Annotated in this window: 16 protein-coding genes; 3 read left to right on the top strand and 13 right to left on the bottom strand. The window is 30.8% G+C overall.

Features of this window, described 5'->3' with window-relative positions; translation table 11 throughout:
- Positions 1 to 39 precede the first annotated feature (39 nt).
- Entirely contained in the window at positions 40 to 339 is a 300-nt protein-coding gene (locus FYJ26_RS05040) for an MTH1187 family thiamine-binding protein (RefSeq protein ID WP_154540274.1), read from the bottom strand.
- A gap of 131 nt (positions 340 to 470) precedes the next feature.
- The gene (locus FYJ26_RS05035; RefSeq protein ID WP_154540272.1) at positions 471 to 1,757 is read right to left on the bottom strand and encodes a M18 family aminopeptidase; all 1,287 of its coding nucleotides are present in this window, start codon (positions 1,755 to 1,757) and stop codon (positions 471 to 473) included.
- 101 nt (positions 1,758 to 1,858) lie between these two features.
- Here FYJ26_RS05035 and FYJ26_RS05030 point away from each other — a divergent pair, with 101 nt between their 5' ends.
- On the top strand, positions 1,859 to 2,431 hold the full coding sequence (locus FYJ26_RS05030) for a xanthine phosphoribosyltransferase (RefSeq protein ID WP_154540270.1): 573 nt from the start codon (positions 1,859 to 1,861) through the stop codon (positions 2,429 to 2,431).
- 86 nt (positions 2,432 to 2,517) lie between these two features.
- Here FYJ26_RS05030 and FYJ26_RS10805 read toward each other — a convergent pair whose 3' ends face one another.
- From FYJ26_RS10805 to FYJ26_RS04975, 11 genes are all read right to left on the bottom strand, one after another.
- A complete protein-coding gene (locus FYJ26_RS10805; protein ID WP_326831244.1) occupies positions 2,518 to 3,030 on the bottom strand; it encodes an IS630 family transposase in 513 nt (170 codons plus the stop codon).
- 41 nt (positions 3,031 to 3,071) lie between these two features.
- The gene (locus FYJ26_RS05020) at positions 3,072 to 3,569 is read right to left on the bottom strand and encodes a helix-turn-helix domain-containing protein (protein ID WP_154540266.1); all 498 of its coding nucleotides are present in this window, start codon (positions 3,567 to 3,569) and stop codon (positions 3,072 to 3,074) included.
- A 476-nt stretch (positions 3,570 to 4,045) separates the two neighbouring features.
- Positions 4,046 to 4,633: a ribosome biogenesis GTP-binding protein YihA/YsxC gene (yihA, locus tag FYJ26_RS05015; RefSeq protein ID WP_154540264.1), complete on the bottom strand. Its 588-nt coding sequence runs from the start codon at positions 4,631 to 4,633 to the stop codon at positions 4,046 to 4,048.
- Positions 4,630 to 6,960, bottom strand: coding sequence for an endopeptidase La (gene lon / locus FYJ26_RS05010; protein ID WP_154540262.1), 2,331 nt, complete (start codon positions 6,958 to 6,960; stop codon positions 4,630 to 4,632). Before lon ends, yihA begins: the two co-directional genes overlap by 4 nt.
- Before the next feature lie 42 nt (positions 6,961 to 7,002).
- Positions 7,003 to 8,211, bottom strand: coding sequence for an ATP-dependent Clp protease ATP-binding subunit ClpX (gene clpX, locus FYJ26_RS05005; protein ID WP_154540260.1), 1,209 nt, complete (start codon positions 8,209 to 8,211; stop codon positions 7,003 to 7,005).
- A gap of 5 nt (positions 8,212 to 8,216) precedes the next feature.
- Positions 8,217 to 8,804: an ATP-dependent Clp endopeptidase proteolytic subunit ClpP gene (gene clpP, locus FYJ26_RS05000; protein WP_154540258.1), complete on the bottom strand. Its 588-nt coding sequence runs from the start codon at positions 8,802 to 8,804 to the stop codon at positions 8,217 to 8,219.
- A 34-nt stretch (positions 8,805 to 8,838) separates the two neighbouring features.
- Positions 8,839 to 10,158: a trigger factor gene (tig, locus tag FYJ26_RS04995; RefSeq protein ID WP_154540256.1), complete on the bottom strand. Its 1,320-nt coding sequence runs from the start codon at positions 10,156 to 10,158 to the stop codon at positions 8,839 to 8,841.
- A gap of 44 nt (positions 10,159 to 10,202) precedes the next feature.
- Positions 10,203 to 11,531 carry a CCA tRNA nucleotidyltransferase gene (locus FYJ26_RS04990; protein ID WP_154540254.1) on the bottom strand — a complete coding sequence of 443 codons (1,329 nt, stop codon included), beginning with the start codon at positions 11,529 to 11,531 and terminating at the stop codon, positions 10,203 to 10,205.
- A 1-nt stretch (position 11,532) separates the two neighbouring features.
- Entirely contained in the window at positions 11,533 to 12,462 is a 930-nt protein-coding gene (locus tag FYJ26_RS04985) for a CdaR family protein (protein WP_154540252.1), read from the bottom strand.
- Positions 12,455 to 13,273 (bottom strand): diadenylate cyclase CdaA, encoded by an 819-nt coding sequence (gene cdaA, locus FYJ26_RS04980; protein WP_154540250.1) that lies wholly within the window; start codon positions 13,271 to 13,273, stop codon positions 12,455 to 12,457. The genes FYJ26_RS04985 and cdaA overlap by 8 nt, the downstream gene beginning before the upstream one ends.
- Positions 13,274 to 14,008: 735 nt before the next feature.
- Positions 14,009 to 15,751 (bottom strand): thiamine pyrophosphate-dependent enzyme, encoded by a 1,743-nt coding sequence (locus FYJ26_RS04975; protein WP_154540248.1) that lies wholly within the window; start codon positions 15,749 to 15,751, stop codon positions 14,009 to 14,011.
- A 441-nt stretch (positions 15,752 to 16,192) separates the two neighbouring features.
- On the opposite strand from FYJ26_RS04975, the gene FYJ26_RS04970 reads away from it, so the two are divergent.
- Both FYJ26_RS04970 and FYJ26_RS04965 read left to right on the top strand, forming a co-directional pair.
- A complete protein-coding gene (locus tag FYJ26_RS04970) occupies positions 16,193 to 16,735 on the top strand; it encodes a cysteine hydrolase family protein (protein WP_154540246.1) in 543 nt (180 codons plus the stop codon).
- A 119-nt stretch (positions 16,736 to 16,854) separates the two neighbouring features.
- On the top strand, positions 16,855 to 17,170 hold a 316-nt coding region (locus FYJ26_RS04965), incomplete at its 3' end, for a transposase (RefSeq protein WP_195837848.1).

Below are 17,170 nucleotides of genomic sequence, written 5' to 3'. Positions count from 1 at the left end.
AATACTTTTGCTAACACAATTATTATAGAAGCTTTTATACTACATTTTATCTTCAACCGATTTAATTTTTTGATCAAGGCTGGCTTTTTTATCTCGCCTATCATCTATCTTGATTACCGAGTAAACTCTGTCTGCACCATTTTCAAAAACAGATTCTTGACAAGCTCTTATTGCTTCAAAGGCTTTATCTATATCTCCATAGATGACTGTTCCCATTGGATTTAGCCTTATTTCGAGATCAGGATAGTTTTGTAATACTTTTTCACATCCTGCCACATATTTTGATACTGATGTTTCTTTTGTTCCAATTGGTACTACTGTTAGCTCTAATACTGCCATTTTTATTCCTTTCTTTTTATAGCATCTATGCCACATTACATAGCTTTTAATGATGACTTGTAAATATTTCCTGTAACAAAAACAAACTCTTTAATAACTTAAATCCTCTAAGATTATAACTTTTAAAATAATCAGTATTTCTTATTGTAAAAATCTTTGAAAATTTCTATAGCTTTTATATGGTCTTCTACACCTGCAAATTCTCTTATAGAATGCATAGCTAAAATTGGTGTTCCTACATCTATTGATTTTATCCCAGACTTAGCAGAAACTATCGGTCCTATGGTTGACCCACCAACTTTATCAGACCTATTGTGGAATGTCTGAACATTAGCTCCTACATTTTGAGCATGTTTTAAAAATCTAGCCCTAGTTTCAATATTCGTTGAATAAGCTCCATTGGATGCTATTTTTATAGCTATACCCTTGTTTATCCTAGTATTGTTTGTTGGATCGTAAAGACTTGTATAGTTTGGATGGATAGAATGAGCTAGGTCAGCTGATATTAGGTATGAATTAGAAATTGCAATCATATAATCTTCTTTATCATAGCCTAGATTTAGAGAAATTCTTTCTAAAACTTCATCTAAAAATGGAGATTGTGCTCCTGCTCTTGTCCTTGAACCTATTTCTTCATTATCATTTAATACACAAACATTAAATTTATTATTTTCACTTTCCACTAAAGCTCTTATAGATTGGTGAACACTAGCTAGATTGTCAAGTCTTCCTACTTGAATAAACTCATTGTTTGCACCAAGAATAGAGCCTTTTTGTCTATCAAAAAGGGCAAGATCCAAATCTACTATAGATTTATAATCTATTCCTATTTCATCTGCAATAAGCTTTTGTAAAAAACCATTTTTTTCAAAATCATCTTCAACTAAAGCTAGAATTGGTGATAATTCATCTTGTATATTATATTTATAAGCTGAATTTAAGTCTCTATTAATATGAATAGCACAATTTGCTATAGTTAATAAATCTCTATCAATTTTTACAAGTTTTGATTTAAGCTTATCCCCATCTTCAAATACCACCTTGCCAGCCAAAGATAAGGTCCTATCAAGCCAAGTTGAAACAATCATACCTCCATAAGCTTCAACATTTAATTTCAAAAACCCATTCTTAGTCATTTCTGCCTTAGTCTTAATTTTAAAAGTTGGAGAGTCTGTATGTGAACCTATTATATCAAAGCCCTTTCTTAAATCATCTCCTACGCTAAAGGCTATAAGAGCAGTACCTTCTCGGTCTATAAAGTACTTGCCACCTCTTTTAAGCTTCCATTTTTCATTATCCTTAAGTTCTACAAAACTATTTTCTTTTAGTAGATTCTTAGAATTTTCCACCGCAAAATAATTCAGTGGACTATTATCAATAAATCCTAACAAATCTTTAATTATATTATATTTATCCATATTATTATCTTACCCAAAAAACACTTTATATAAAGTGCTTTTGACTTTTAAAGCCCCTTTGCTTTATAATAATAGAAAGATTATGGAGGTAAATATTTATAATGAAAAAATTAGAAGAAATAATATTGAGCCATGGAGAAGTCTATGGTAAAGATATTTTAAAAGTTGATTCATTCCTAAACCATCAAATAAAACCAAAATTGATTCAAGAAATGGCAGAAGAATTTGCAGATCATTTCAAAGATAAAAATATAACAAAGATTCTTACAGTTGAATCATCAGGTATAGCCCCTGCCCTTTTAACAGGATTAAAGCTTGGCTGTGATGTGGTATTTGCAAGAAAGCAAAAATCTCTTACAACTGATGATAATACATATTCCTCTACTTGTTATTCCTACACAAAAGAAGAAATGAAAAGATTAATGGTATCTAAAAACTTCCTTAGTGAGGAAGACAATGTTTTATTAATAGATGATTTTTTAGCAAATGGTCAAGCAGCAAAGGCCATGGTTGCAATCTGCAAACAAGCTGGTGCAAATGTATGTGGTATAGGAATAGTTATAGAAAAATCATATCAAGATGGAAGAGCCCTTCTAGATGATATGGGTATAGATGTTTACTCTTTAGCAAGAATAAGTCATATGGATGGAAAAGAAATAGATTTTATTGATTAATTTTTCATATTTAAGATGGTTAAAAGCCATCTTTTTTTATTTTTAATATTTTTTTAATATTTTCAACCACTAATAAAATTGTTATACTAATACCTATTTAACTCCATATATTGTATCCAATCTCTATGATTTATACTTTTAACCATTTCTTTAGTAAGGTGATTTATAGTTTCACATAATCTATTTACAACATCTGTCAATGAATGAAAAAACTCATTTCTAAATCCCATTGACCTTATTTGTTTCCAAATTTGTTCTATGGGGTTCATTTCTGGAGTATAGGGTGGTATATGTATTATTTCTATGTTTTCTGGGATTTTAAGTCCATTTGATTTATGCCATGTTGCACCATCACAAACTAGTAGTATTTTATCTTCCTTATAATCTTTTGATAACTCTTCTAAAAACACGTTCATGCAATTTGTGTTGCAATAAGGAAGTACTAAAAAGAAATTTTCGCCAATAATTGGCTCTACCGCACCATATGCATATCTATATTCCCTTATGTGGTGGCATAGGACTTGTGGTCTTATCTTTTTATTGCACCAGCAATATTTTGGCTTGTTTATGCGTCCAAATCCTGCTTCGTCTTGAAATATGATTCTTACTCTTTTATTCGGGTTAACGTTTCTAATTTCTCCTATTTTGGATTTAATTTTTTTGAGGCTTCTATAGCCTCTTCGTTTGCTTTTTTGGGATGTCTACTCCTTGGCATTATTTTTCTGAATCCGTGTCTTTTTAGAACATAATATATTTGTCCATTACCTATAGAGTGACCAACTAGTTCTCGGTAAGCTTTTTCTATTTCTTTGGCTGTTATTATTTGACCTTTTTCTGCCCTTTCTTCGAATTGTCTTAAAAATTCTTTTTCCTCTTCGAATGTCAAATTTCTATTATTACCAATTCTTTTTTTATTTTTGAGTCCATCAATAGAACTTTTTTTATATTTTCTTAACCATTCAAAGATTGTAGACATTGCAACATCAAGCTTTTCAGAAATTTCTCGTGTTGTTACCCCTTGAAGTTTTAAAATCATTGCTTTTAGTCTAACTTCTTCTTTTTTATTGTTTGTATTTTTTCTGGCTTTTTCAAGCTCATAAATTTCTTTTTTTGTTTTTTCATCTATTATCTTTTTCATATTCTTATTATACACTTTTAATTAGGTTTTAGTATTAGTAGAAAGATTTCAGGCTAGAAATTTCCATATTCTTTTCATTTCAAAAGTACAAAGATTTATTTTATTATCTAATTGTCAATAATATCAAATGTGTTAAATTATTAAAAATATCCATATATAATTATAATCTTTTGAAAATTTCTTAGCCAATATCCCCGAATTTTTGAAGATAAATTCATGTGACTAATTTCTAATAAAAAACTTATAAATTTCTTCACAAAAAAGAGGCTGCTGCAGAATGAATTAATAGTTTCAAGATCATTATTACAACAATTTGACCTTAATAAACCTACAGGCTATTCTCAAATTGTCTATGAATAACTTGTAATGATGGAACTATATAAATTCATAATTTTGCAATAACCTCTCTTGGAGTGTAAATAAAGTAGATAGAATTTTAAAATTTTATCTATTGTATACAATCTGAAATCGCTAAATTAACTATCTATTATTACTCCAACTTGTTCAAGTAAAACATCATTATTATGTCCTGTAAGAGATGAATAAGCAAATACAAGACCTTCATCATCTATGTTTAGGGTTTTTGTAAGCTCTTTGATATGTTTTTTAAGGTGTGTTTTAGGAATCTTGTCGTATTTGGTTGCTATAACAAAACCTGTAAATCCAGAATCTATTATCCAATCATACATTTGCATATCTTGTTTTGTTGGAGCATGTCTTATATCAACTAAAAGAAAAACTTCTTTTAGGTTTTCTCTTGTATAAAGGTAATCGTGGATTAGCTTGTTCCACTTTTCCTTTTCCTTTTTGCTTACCCTTGCAAAACCATAACCTGGAAGGTCTACAAGCCTAAATTTGTCATTTATCTTGTAGAAGTTTATAGTCTTTGTCTTTCCAGGCTTTGATGAAGTTTTAGCTAGGTTTTTCTTTCCCAAAAACGAATTTATAAAGGAAGATTTACCAACATTAGACCTGCCTGCAAAGGCAATCTCATCAAAATCATCTTTTGGAAATTGGCTAGGAAATCCTGCCACTTGGTCTAAGTTTACACTTTTTATCTTCATATTAATGCTTTCCTTAATACTTCTTTTACATTGGAGACAGGTATAAAGTTTATCTTATCCCTTATATCCTTGTCTATATCATCTATATCTTTTATATTATCTTTTGGTATTATAACCTCTGTAATATTGTAAGAGTAGGCTGCAAGAGCTTTTTCTTTGAGTCCTCCTATAGGTAGAACTTCTCCTGTTATTGTAACCTCTCCTGTCATGGCAAGATTGCTTCTTACCTTTTTATCTGAAAGAGCACTTGCTATGGCTGTAGTCATGGTAATTCCAGCAGAAGGTCCGTCTTTTGGTGTCGCCCCTTCTGGAACATGAACATGGATATCCTTTGTTTTGTAAAAGTCCTTGTTTATATCAAAATCTTTGGAGTTTGCTCTAAGATATGTTATAGCTGCTTGAGCCGATTCTTTCATTACATCTCCCAATGAGCCTGTAAACATATTGTTTCCTTTTCCCTCCATAGCATTTACTTCAATTGTAAGGATGGTACCACCTACTTGTGTCCAAGCAAGACCATTTGCAACGCCCACCTTATCTTCTTTAAGTCTTTGATCTTCAAAGAATCTTTCCTTACCAAGGTATTTTTGATAGTTATTTAGGCTTACTTGTACCCTTTCTTTTCCTTGTAAAATCTCTTTTACTGCACGCCTTGCTATTTTTGCTACATTTCTTTCGAGATTTCTTACTCCTGCCTCTCTGGTATAAGATTTTATAATTTTTTCTATAACATTATCAGATATTGAAAGCTCATATTCTTTAAGACCATTGTTTTCTTTTTCTTTTTTTATAAGATATCTTTTGGCTATTTCCTCTTTTTCCCTTTGGGTATAACCTGATATTTCAATAATCTCAAGTCTATCTATAAGTGCTTGGGGAATTTGAGATATATCATTAGCTGTTGTTATAAAGAAAACCTCTGATAGGTCAAATCCTATATCAAGATAACGATCTATAAATTTATCATTTTGCTCAGGATCTAATACTTCTAGTAAGGCTGATGATGGATCTCCTCTAAAATCTGATCCAAGCTTATCTATCTCATCTAACAAGAATACTGGGTTTTTGACCTTTACTCTATTGATATTTGATAAAACTCTACCCGCCATAGCTCCTACGTAGGTTCTTCTATGGCCTCTTATTTCAGACTCATCTGTAACCCCACCTAATCTCATTGATACAAATTTACGGTTTAGGGCACGAGCTATGGACTTAGCTATAGATGTTTTTCCTACTCCTGGAGGACCAGCAAGACAGATTATAGAGCCCTGGTTGTTAGCCTTTTTCTTTCTTACTGCAATAGATTCAAGGATTCTTTCCTTTACTTCATAAAGTCCGTAGTGATCTTCATTAAGTACTTTTTGAGCATGGTCTATATCAAGGTTATCTTTTGATTTCTTAGCCCATGGAAGTCCCAAAACAAAGTCAAGGTATGAAGTTATAACACCATAGTCAGGACTCATCTCTGGTATCATTTCAAGCCTATCTACACTTTTAAGTAAGATATCCTTGTCTTCTTTCGGTATTTTAAGTTTAGATATTTTTTTCCTAAATCCATCAGCCTCATTTAGGTCTTTTCCTATTACCTCATTAAGTTCTTTCTTGACTGCATCAAGTTTTTCTCTTAGATAATATTCCTTTTGACCCCTATTTATAGATTCTTGCACCTTTTGGTCTATCTTTTTGGATAAATTTTTAATTTCAATTTCCTTTTGGATAAACTTGTGAAGATTTAGCATTTTTTCTTCTATATCAAGTTCTTTTAAAAGTTTGTAATTTTCGGAGGGAGATAAGGGAAGGTAGTAGGCTATAAGATTTGATAGTTTGTCAAGGTTATCAACTTCTATAAGAGAGAATACAACTTCTGCAGGTATAGAGTTATCTATTGCAACATAAGCTTGAAAGTCTTCTATAAGAAGCTTATTCAAGGCTTCAAGAGTTGGATTTAATTCAAAGTCTTCTTCATTAAAAATATACTCTTCGACTTCTGCCTTAAAGAAACCTTCCTTAATTGTTATATCCTTAATCTTTGCTACAGACTTAGCCTCTATTAGAACCCTAAGCTCTCCATTTTGAAGGTTAAAGGTTTGTTTTATAGATGCAACTGTACCAAAGTCGTATACATCATCTTTTTTAGGATTTTCTTCTAAGATATCCTTTTGATTTACCAAGAATATGTCTGTTTCATTTAAAAGTGCATCTTCTACCGCTTTTTTTGAGACTGATCTTTGACAATCAAAGTGGACTAGCGTATCAGGAAATGCCCATAACCCCCTAACTGGGACCATAGGATATTCATTTGTATCTATTTTATAGATAAGATTCATCTTAACTCCTTATGTTGGAAAAGGGAGCACCCACGTCTCCCTTTACTTATATATTAATTTATTATTATCTTTTATTGCACCTTTTGGTACTATCACTTCTTTTATATCAGTTTTTGAAGGAATATCAAACATCACATCAAGAAGTAAGTCTTCAAGTATTGTCCTTAGACCTCTTGCTCCAGTTTCTTGCTTGAAAGCTTTTTCTGCTATTTCTTTTATAGCCTCATCTTCAAAAGTAAGCTTTACTCCGTCTAATTCAAAAAGCTTTTGGTATTGCTTGATTAGGGAGTTTTTTGGCTCTTTTAAAATTCTAACAAGACTATCTACATCTAAGTCTTCAAGCGATACTACTATAGGAACCCTTCCTATAAATTCTGGTATAAGTCCATATTTAAGGAGGTCTTCTGTAGATACATCATTTAAAGAAATATCCTTATTTTCGCTATCTTCTGCTCCAAAACCTATAGATTTTTTGCTAGTTCTTTGCTTAATAATATCCTTTATACCATCAAAGGCTCCGCCTACTATAAACAAAATATTTGTAGTGTCTACTTGAATATATTCTTGGCTAGGGTGTTTTCTGCCGCCTTGTGGTGGAACATTGGCTACTGTACCTTCAATTAATTTAAGTAAAGCTTGTTGAACACCTTCACCACTTACATCACGAGTTATAGAAGGATTCTCACTTTTTCTAGTTATTTTGTCAATTTCGTCTATATAGATTATTCCTGTTTGAGCAAGCTCTATATCATAGTCTGCAGCTTGTACCAATTTAAGGATTATATTTTCAACATCTTCACCAACATATCCTGCCTCTGTTAGGCTTGTTGCATCTGCAATCGCAAATGGTACATTTAGCTTTTTAGCTAAAGTTTGGGCAAGAAGGGTCTTACCAGAACCTGTTGGTCCAAGCATCAAGATGTTTGACTTTTGAAGCTCAACATCTGAGTCTTGAGCATAATTTGAATTGATTCTCTTATAGTGGTTATAAACTGACACTGAAAGGGTCTTTTTTGCCATTTCTTGTTGGATAACATATTGGTCAAGATAGTCTTTTATCTCACTTGGTGTAGCAAGTTCTAGCTCAGAATAGGTATTTTCCACCATATTCTCCCTTTCTATAATAGATGAGCAAAGCTCGATACATTCATTACAAATGAATACATCAGGTCCTGCGATTAGTCTATCAACCTCATCAGCCCTTTTCCCACAAAAGGAACATCTATTTTCTTCTAATTCCATTCTACTCATACTAATTACTCAATAACCTCATCTATTAAGCCATATTCTTTAGCCTCATAGGCATCCATAGCAAAGTCTCTATCTGTATCTTTGTGAATCTTATCAATTGATTGACCAGTATTATCAGCCAATATTTTATTAAGTCTTTTCTTAATCTTTAAAATTTGTTCAGCTTGAATTTGTATATCGCTAGCTTGTCCTTGAGCCCCGCCTGATGGTTGGTGGATTAAGATATTTGAATTTGGGAGAGAAAATCTCTTTCCTTTTGCTCCAGATGATAGGAGAACTGCTCCCATTGACGCAGCTTGACCTATACAAATTGTTGATACATCTGGTTTTATATAGTTCATGGTATCATAAATTGCAAGTCCTGCTGTAACAACTCCACCTGGTGAGTTAATATAAAATTGAATATCCTTGTTAGGATCTTCGCTTTCTAAAAATAGTAATTGAGCTATTATAATATCACTTACTCCATCTTCTACAGGTCCTGTTAGGAATATAATCCTATCCTTAAGAAGTCTTGAATAAATATCATAGGCTCTCTCTCCCCTATTAGTTTGCTCTATAACTGTTGGAACTAAAAAGTTTTTTGCGTTCATAAAATCTCCTTCTATATTCTTGGAGTTTATGTTACTAATCTTCCTTACTTTCTTCTTCCTTTTTAGGAACTAACTTTACATTTTTTTCTAGAATTTCTACAGCCTTTCTTCTCTTAATGTTTTCTTCAACTGTGGCTCTAGAAATGTTTTTTTCGAAGATTTCTTTGAATTTTTCGTAATCATCTACTCCATATTGTTTAGCAGCATCTTTAATTTCTTCTTCTACTTCTTCATCTGTAACTTCAATGCCTTCTTTTATGGCTACTTCATCCATTACAAGATTTGACTTTACTTTATCTTCAGCAATCGCTCTATATTGGCCTCTTATAGCATCTAGGTCCATCTTAGTCATTTCAATATATTGTTGAAGTGAGATACCCATTTGTTGTAATCTTTGATCAAGATTTTGCATTTCAAGATCAATCTCTTGTTTGATTAATGCTTCTGGTGCCTTTACATCTGATTTTTCAACAAGGGTTCTTATAGCCTCATTTTGAATTTGTGTTTTTACTGCTTTTTCTTTTCTATCTTTGAGGTTTTTTCTAATGTCTTCTTTTAACTCATCTAAAGTTTCAAATTCTGAAATATCTTTTGCGAATTCATCATCAATTTCTGGAAGTTCTTTTCTTGAAATCGAATTAATCTCAACTTCAAACTTAGCATTTTTGCCTTGGAATTCTTTAGCTTGATAATCTTCTGGGAAGGTTACATTAACTTCAAATTTATCTCCTACTTTGTGACCTTCGACTTGCTTTTCAAAATCATCTACAAATGACTTTGATCCAAGTACTAAATCATATCCTTCGGCTTTTCCACCTTCAAATCTTTCCCCATCAAGAAATCCATCAAAGTCAATATTTACTGTATCTCCTTCTTTAGCTTCACCATCTTCTATAGGTATAATTCTCGCATTTTCATCTTGTTGGTGAGAAAGTTCATGTTCTACATCGCTATCTGTAACTTCTGTTGGAATTTCTTCAACTTCAAGCTCTGAATAGTCTCCAAGTTCTGGATGTGGTTTTGTTTCGACTTCTATCTTAAATACTACATCCTTTCCCTTTTCAATATCGTCAAAATCTACTGATGGTTGATCTATTACTTCAAGCTCTAATTCATCAATAGCCTTGTTATAAGGTTCAGGGAAAACTTGTTGAATAGCCTCATCATAGAATACTTCTGGACCATACATCTTTTCTATGATTTTTTTAGGCACTTTTCCTTTTCTAAATCCATCTATCCTGTATTTAGACCTATTTTTTCTATATACATTGTCAACAGCCTTAGCAAAGTCATCTGCTGATACTGTTAGGTCAAATTTTGCTATATTATTTTCATGTGATTTTAATTCTGTCATCATTTCCTCCTAAAACACTGCATACTCATTATTTTAATATACTACTATTTTCTATCAACTTCAATGTAGTTATTCTTTATATATTTAATAATTTCATTTTTTTTATTTACTAATAACTCATTAAAAACTAATTCATATACATCATTTAATATGATACCTATTATCTTACCTTCTTTAAAGCCCAAATTCATTATATCTCTACCATCTATTGCTAGGTCTTTTTTCTTTGTAGGTAAATTTTCTGCATAGATTTCCTTTAATAAAACCTTGGCATTTTTTATATTTTCTATATATGGATTTACAGTTGCGGCTGTATCTGCCCATTGAAGCTCAAATAAATCATAGATATTATCATCTCCAACTTTTCTAAGTAATTTTCTTACTGACTTTTTAGTATATGTATTGGTATTATCCATATGATGAGCTACAAGTTTTTCACAATCTTTTATAAAATTTTTGGGATATTTTAAAATTCTCAATCTTTTTTTTACAATTTGTGCTGATATATCTTGATGACCAAAAAATCTTCCCTCACCATTTTCATCTATAAACATAGAAGCAGGTTTTCCTGAATCATGAAAAAGGGCTGCCATTCTCACCTTTAAGTTTTTGGGAGTATTATCTAAAACTTTCATTGTATGATCAAACAAAGAAAGGTCATGGTGAGATGACTTTTGATTAAAACCTACCATAACCTTTATTTCTGGGAGTATTTCACCTAAAAGATTACACTCATCTAAGAGTCTAATTCCATAAGAAGGAATATCTGAAAGAAGGATTTTGTTGAACTCCTCAGAAATTCTTTCTTTAGCTATATAATTAATATACTCTGCTTCTTTTTTTATAGCTTTTTTTAAATCATCATCAATGCTAAAATTAAGAATTGTAGCAAATCTAATAGCTCTCATACTCCTTAGATAATCTTCTTCAATCCTTTCAAATGGATCTCCGACAGACTTAATGACCTTCAATTTCAAGTCATCTCTTCCCTTATATAGGTCAATAATTTCTCCGAATCTTTCAGCCATCGCATTTATAGTAAAGTCTCGTCTTTTAAGATCATCTTCGATTTTGTCAGAAAAAACAATCTCATCAGGATGTCTTCTATCCTTATATTTAGCCTCTCCCCTAAATGTTGTTATTTCATATTCTTTTGAATTATATATTACTTTAATAGTTCCAAATTTTTTCCCTATATCTATAAGTTTCATGTCAGAGAATATTTTCATAATGTCTTTTGGTCTTGCTCTTGTAGCAATATCGGCATCGTGAATTTCTCTTCCCATAAGTTTATCTCTTACAAAGCCTCCGACAAGATAGGACTCAAAGTCATTTTCCTCAAGTCTTTTTAAGATTTTTTCATAATCTTTCATTTTACTTTCCTACTTTAAATGAAACATTCACATAACCATCATTATCATTTAAGGATATCCCATTAGGAATTTCAAGCTCCACACTTTTTTCAAAATTCTTATCACTAATCTCAGATAGGTTAATCTTTTTAGTAGAAATAGAATTGATTTTTTCAACTACAGCCGCCTCTCCCTTTATTACTACCTTTTGAGGATTAATATCCTCTTCTTTGATTTGCATATTATTAGGAAGGCTTCCTACAGTATCAAGTTTAACATCAACTTCCTTACTTGCTAAAACATCAAAAGAAATTGAAACATCATTTTGAGAAAGTTCTACTTTTTCGACCAGATTTCCATCTTTATCAACAGGTATTATACCTATGTCATGAATTTTTCCATCTAGCACCTTCTCATCTTTTACTTTAAGCAAGATTTTTTCTACCTTATCAACATTTTTTCTAAGTCCCTTTACAGAAACTTCTGTAGGAGATTGCTCAGCAACTTCAATAATCTTTGAATCTTTAATCTTATCATCAATCTTTATGTCAACAGGTAATTTCTTTTCTACAATCTTTTCGATCTTAAAATTTATGTTTGAAGGAGTAATACTTTCAACCCTTATCCCACTCGGTCCATTGACCTTTACATTTACAGTCTTTATTCCTTCACTAGCTGAACCTAAGTCAACACTTGCTATAAGGTCTTCACTTGAAAGTCCTATTAAATCTGACCTTGCCCCTTCCACTCTCACATTTACACTAGAAACCTCATCTTTTCCAACAATAGCATAACCTTGTTCTTGGATTTGTTCTTGGTTTTTAATAGTAAGTGGAACAGATCTTATAGTCTTCGATAAGGATGGATTAGTTGAAGTCATAACAAATGCCCACATTATGATTGCAACAAGAATGGATAAAATCATTAACTTTCTATCATTTTTTTTATTCATCTTTATCACTCTTTCCAAAATCAAATATTGAATCTTCACCCTCTATTAGCTCTTTCTTAAGCCTATCTTTTAAAGATTCATCATCAAAGTACCTATTAATAACTCCATTTTCTACAAGAGAAATAGTTCCTGTCTCCTCACTTACTACTACAACAACACAGTCGCTTTTCTCACTAATTCCTATAGCTGCTCTATGCCTTGTACCAAGCTCTTTTGCTACGGTATTGCTCGAAGTAAGTGGGAGATAGCAAGCTGCAGCCTCAATTATGTCATTTCTTATTATAACTGCTCCATCATGGAGTGGTGTGTTAGGTATAAAAATATTAATCAAAAGCTCGCTTGATATCTCAGCTGAAAGATTGGTTCCACTTTCAATAATATCATTAAGTCCAACCTTTCTTTCAAGAACTACTAGAGCTCCTATTTTTTGCCTAGATAGAGAACTCATAGCTGAAACAAGCTCATCTATAGATCTTTCATTTTTATTATAAGAATCACTTACAAAAAAATTCTTCCCCCTACCTATTCTTTCAAGAGCAGATCTTAACTCTGGTTGGAAAACTACAATTATAAAAATAAGTGCTACTGTAAAAAATTGATTCATAAGCCAAGATACTGTATTAAGATTAAAAATATCAGCTATTGATGCAAAAAATAAGACAAAAATAAACCCCTTCATTACCTGTTCAGCCCTAGTATTTTTCAAAAGTGAAAATAGCTTGTAGGTAATAAAGGCAATCAAAGCTATATCAATAATATCAGTTATCCTAATAAGGGACAAAAATGATATAAAATTTTCCACATAAGTCATAAATACCCTCCCTTTCTTCCTAATATTATTATATACTTAATTGTATTTTTTTGTAGAAATTAGTGAAATAAAAAATCTTGCAAAATATTCTTTATCTTGCAAGATTAAAAATAGGATACCACTTTAATTGTGTAGAAATAAAAAGATGAGTATTTAGATAAGAAAGCATAACTTTAAACGTGTTTATAAAACAAAAATAGGTACTTTAAATCTAAGAGTATCAAAAACTAGAGATAGTAAATCTAAAATTAGAACTTTTAAAGAAATATATACTCTAAATTAATTGTATCTCCTAATAAAAATATATTAGATAAAGAAAAACACAAAAGAATCAGAGAAGACTTGAAAGCAATTTTAAAAATAACAAATATAAAACTAATCATAAAAATGAAAGAATAAATATCCATCAAATATGAATAAGATAATAGCTAACAAAAAAGATTTGAAATACTATATGAAAGATTCGAAAAGTCTTTTTTACTTAAACGAAGAAGAAACTGACTCCTATTAATAGGTTCACTCCTCGTTTATATAATCGAGGAGTGAATATGGTTTTCTATAATTTATATAAGACTATAATATTAATAAATATCGAAATAGATTAATCTACAAAATATAATAATCTTGACTTTGTGGATAGACTCAACTAAGTTTTTTTGTTCTATTTTTTACATAAAATTTTACACTTCTTATTCGAGTGTTTTTATTAACTCAATTTAAAATTTTCTTATTTTCTTAATATTTTTTAATCAAATCTTCATAATTAGGAAGATCTATTTTATATTCTTCTTTAAATTTTTCTATCTCTTCCTTTGAATATTTATTGAAATCAAGTTTCATATTTCCTGTATCAACTGGATCCCTATAAAGAATCTTAGCTTCAATAAAAATTGGTTTGCTATTGCCATTTTCTTGTAATTTATTGACTTCTTCTATAGCTTTATCTAATTCTTCTTTAGTTTTTACACTAAAAGCTATAGCTCCCATAGCTTCAGCAGTCTTTGCCCAATCTGCATCTGCTATCTTTATACCAAAAGGATATTCTAAATTTTCTTTTTGTGAATGTTCAATAAAACCAAAACTTAAATCTGTAAGCAAAATATTAATAATTGGTAAATTATATTTTGCTTGAGTTACAATCTCTTGCATATTCATGGCATAGCCACCATCTCCTTGAATAGTGAAAACTTCCCTATCAGGATATGAAATTTTTCCTGCAATACCTCCTGGTAGACCATAACCTAAAGTAGCGAATCTACCGCTCATAATCATCTTTTGGTTCTCATTAAAAGGTAAATTTCTTATAGCATGAGCCTTATTATTTCCTACATCAAGAGCAAACAAGGAATCATCCTTAGCTAGTTTATCCTTTATAGCAAGCATTACTGTTTCCCCAAGTAAATGTGGTGCTTCGCTATCAGCAATTTGCCTTAGCCAATCTCTCCAATTTTTCATATTTTCTCTTGCAGCAAGTAAAAATTTGCTTTCTTTTCTTGTTTCTTTTCTATCTAATAAAGCATTCAAGAAATCTCCACTGTCTGCTAAGATTGACAAATCTGAAGGCATTTGTCTACCCAAATCTCTATATGAATTATTAACTTGAATGAATTTTATAGATTTATTCCAATATCTGGCAAACGGAAAATTTGAACCAACATATAAAACTAAATCAGTATTTTGCATTATTTCAAAAGCAGGCTTTGTTCCGAGTCTACCAAAAGCACCAAGATAATTTTTATGCTCACTTGGGAAAGAATTCCCAGTAGAAAGAGCTGATGATAAAGTAGGTAAATTAAATTTTTCTGAAACTGCAACAGCCAAATCTCTATATCCTCTAACCCCTTCTCCAAGATATAAAACAGGATTTTCCGCCTTTAACAGAGAATCAACAACCTCGTCAATTTGCTCATCCTTTATTGGATAATGAGGTGATTGAAATTCATTTAACGGAGTTCTTAGTGGTTTATATTTAATTTTCTCCTCCATAAAATCATTGTGCAAAATTATAACAGCTGGTCCCTTATATTCATAAGCTGCCCTAATTGCATCTTCTACCATATAAGGAATAGATTTAGCATTCATAGCTTTCCTATTGTAGATACCTACATTTTCATACAAAGGTAAAACTTCTGTTTCTTGAAAACCACTTGTATTTTGTAAAGTAGAATCTCCTTGGGCTACAAGAGCAAGCATAGGAACTCTATCAAGCTTTGCATCATAAAGTCCATTAAGCATATTGCTAGCACCAGGCCCGCCTGAACCGAATGCTACCCCTATTTTATGAGAAAATTTATAATCAGCAGTAGCTGCCATAGCACCTGCTCCTTCTTGCCTTACTTGTATATAGCTTATCTTATCTTTTTCTTTTTCAAGTGCATCCATCATTCCATTTAAAGAACTTCCAGGTATACCATAAATATGATCAATTCCCCAACGTTCCAATTCTTTTAACAAAGCTTGAGCGGCACTAATTTTCATATGAAACTCCTTTCACTGTTTAAATACTAAAATTAAATTCTTTATTAACGAATCATTTAATCTTACATTTTTTCCTTTATTTAGTTTATTTCTTAATGCAGCAAAACGATAATTTTTATACATCTATAATTTTCTTACTTATCAGCCACATCAAGTTTCACTCATAGTCTTACATACTACAATAAAAATAGACGCTAAAGTACTTGCACAATTACTAAAATATTAATACATCTCAACTTTTTTAATGAATAAATATCCGATTTTTACAATACTTTATGATTTTAATTATAATATTCTATTTTAAATATTATACTGATTAAAAAATTTTTTTCAATTTATTATATTTTGTTGAAAATCAAAACAAAAAACAGGTATAGTTCTGTTTAGAAGAAGAAATAAAGAACATTTATTTACAATTTATTTAAGAAGGAGAATACTAAAATGGATATTTCAAAAAGTGCTTTAATATTAATAGATTTGCAAAAAGGAGTAACTGCTGTTGACTTAAAACCTCATAAGGCAGAACAAATTATTGCAAATACTAACAATTTGATAAAAAATTTCAGAAAAGAAAATGGCTTTATAGCCTTTGTTAGAACTGCTTTTATAGATAATATAGACATTTTACCTGCAGATAAGAACTTACGATCTCTTTCAGATTTAAAAGAAAGTTTTGATCAAATTGATAATAGATTAGATTTCAAACAAAACGATTATCTCGTTACAAAAAGAGGTTTTAGTGCTTTTTTCGGAACAGACTTGGACTTAGAATTAAGACGTCATAATGTAGAAAATCTTGTTTTTGCAGGAGTTTCTACCCATATAGGTATAGATACAGCTGCAAGAGATGGATATCAACTAAACTACAAGATATATTTTGTTGAAGATGCAATATCAGCTCCAAAAGAGAAACAACATGAGTTTGTAATAAATGAAATTTTTCCACTATATGGAGAAGTTCTTAAAACAGAAAATTTAATATAAAATTTTGAAAATAAAAATTGAGATAGAGTCCGTATAATTGTGTAAAAAGAAAAAGGTCATTTGAAACCTAAACTAGTACAATGTTTTTAACAAGCCAAAACTAAACTAGGAGGTATCAAATGACCCAATTACATTTTACAATTAATCAAGAAGAAATACAAAATTTAATTAATGAATCTGTAGATGATAAAATTGCCAAATCCATCTTAACAAAAGTTTTTAATGAACTTATGGAAAAAGAGAGAGATGAATACTTAGAAAATACAGCATATCAAAGGGATCCTAACAGAATCACCTACCGCAATGGCTACTATGAACGTGACTATACAACCAAAATAGGAACATTAACCTTAAGAGTACCTAGGACAAGAGATGGTAAATTCTCAACAGAAATCTTTGAAAAATATCAAAGAAATGAAAAAGCACTACTTTCAA

The organism is Anaerococcus porci (genome assembly GCF_009696575.1).
Lineage (GTDB): Bacteria > Bacillota > Clostridia > Tissierellales > Peptoniphilaceae > Anaerococcus > Anaerococcus porci.
The sequence above is the reverse complement of the archived record's forward strand: the minus strand, read 5'-3'. Positions and strand labels throughout refer to the sequence as shown.

Bases quoted from the DNA above. Each gene is read 5' to 3' on its own strand.
- FYJ26_RS05040 (WP_154540274.1), bottom strand. From the start codon at position 339: ATGGCAGTATTAGAGCTAACAGTAGTACCAATTGGAACAAAAGAAACA.
- FYJ26_RS05035 (WP_154540272.1), bottom strand. From the start codon at position 1,757: ATGGATAAATATAATATAATTAAAGATTTGTTAGGATTTATTGATAAT.
- FYJ26_RS05030 (WP_154540270.1), top strand. From the start codon at position 1,859: ATGAAAAAATTAGAAGAAATAATATTGAGCCATGGAGAAGTCTATGGT.
- FYJ26_RS05020 (WP_154540266.1), bottom strand. From the start codon at position 3,569: ATGAAAAAGATAATAGATGAAAAAACAAAAAAAGAAATTTATGAGCTT.
- yihA (WP_154540264.1), bottom strand. From the start codon at position 4,633: ATGAAGATAAAAAGTGTAAACTTAGACCAAGTGGCAGGATTTCCTAGC.
- lon (WP_154540262.1), bottom strand. From the start codon at position 6,960: ATGAATCTTATCTATAAAATAGATACAAATGAATATCCTATGGTCCCA.
- clpX (WP_154540260.1), bottom strand. From the start codon at position 8,211: ATGAGTAGAATGGAATTAGAAGAAAATAGATGTTCCTTTTGTGGGAAA.
- clpP (WP_154540258.1), bottom strand. From the start codon at position 8,804: ATGAACGCAAAAAACTTTTTAGTTCCAACAGTTATAGAGCAAACTAAT.
- tig (WP_154540256.1), bottom strand. From the start codon at position 10,158: ATGACAGAATTAAAATCACATGAAAATAATATAGCAAAATTTGACCTA.
- FYJ26_RS04990 (WP_154540254.1), bottom strand. From the start codon at position 11,531: ATGAAAGATTATGAAAAAATCTTAAAAAGACTTGAGGAAAATGACTTT.
- FYJ26_RS04985 (WP_154540252.1), bottom strand. From the start codon at position 12,462: ATGAATAAAAAAAATGATAGAAAGTTAATGATTTTATCCATTCTTGTT.
- cdaA (WP_154540250.1), bottom strand. From the start codon at position 13,273: ATGACTTATGTGGAAAATTTTATATCATTTTTGTCCCTTATTAGGATA.
- FYJ26_RS04975 (WP_154540248.1), bottom strand. From the start codon at position 15,751: ATGAAAATTAGTGCCGCTCAAGCTTTGTTAAAAGAATTGGAACGTTGG.
- FYJ26_RS04970 (WP_154540246.1), top strand. From the start codon at position 16,193: ATGGATATTTCAAAAAGTGCTTTAATATTAATAGATTTGCAAAAAGGA.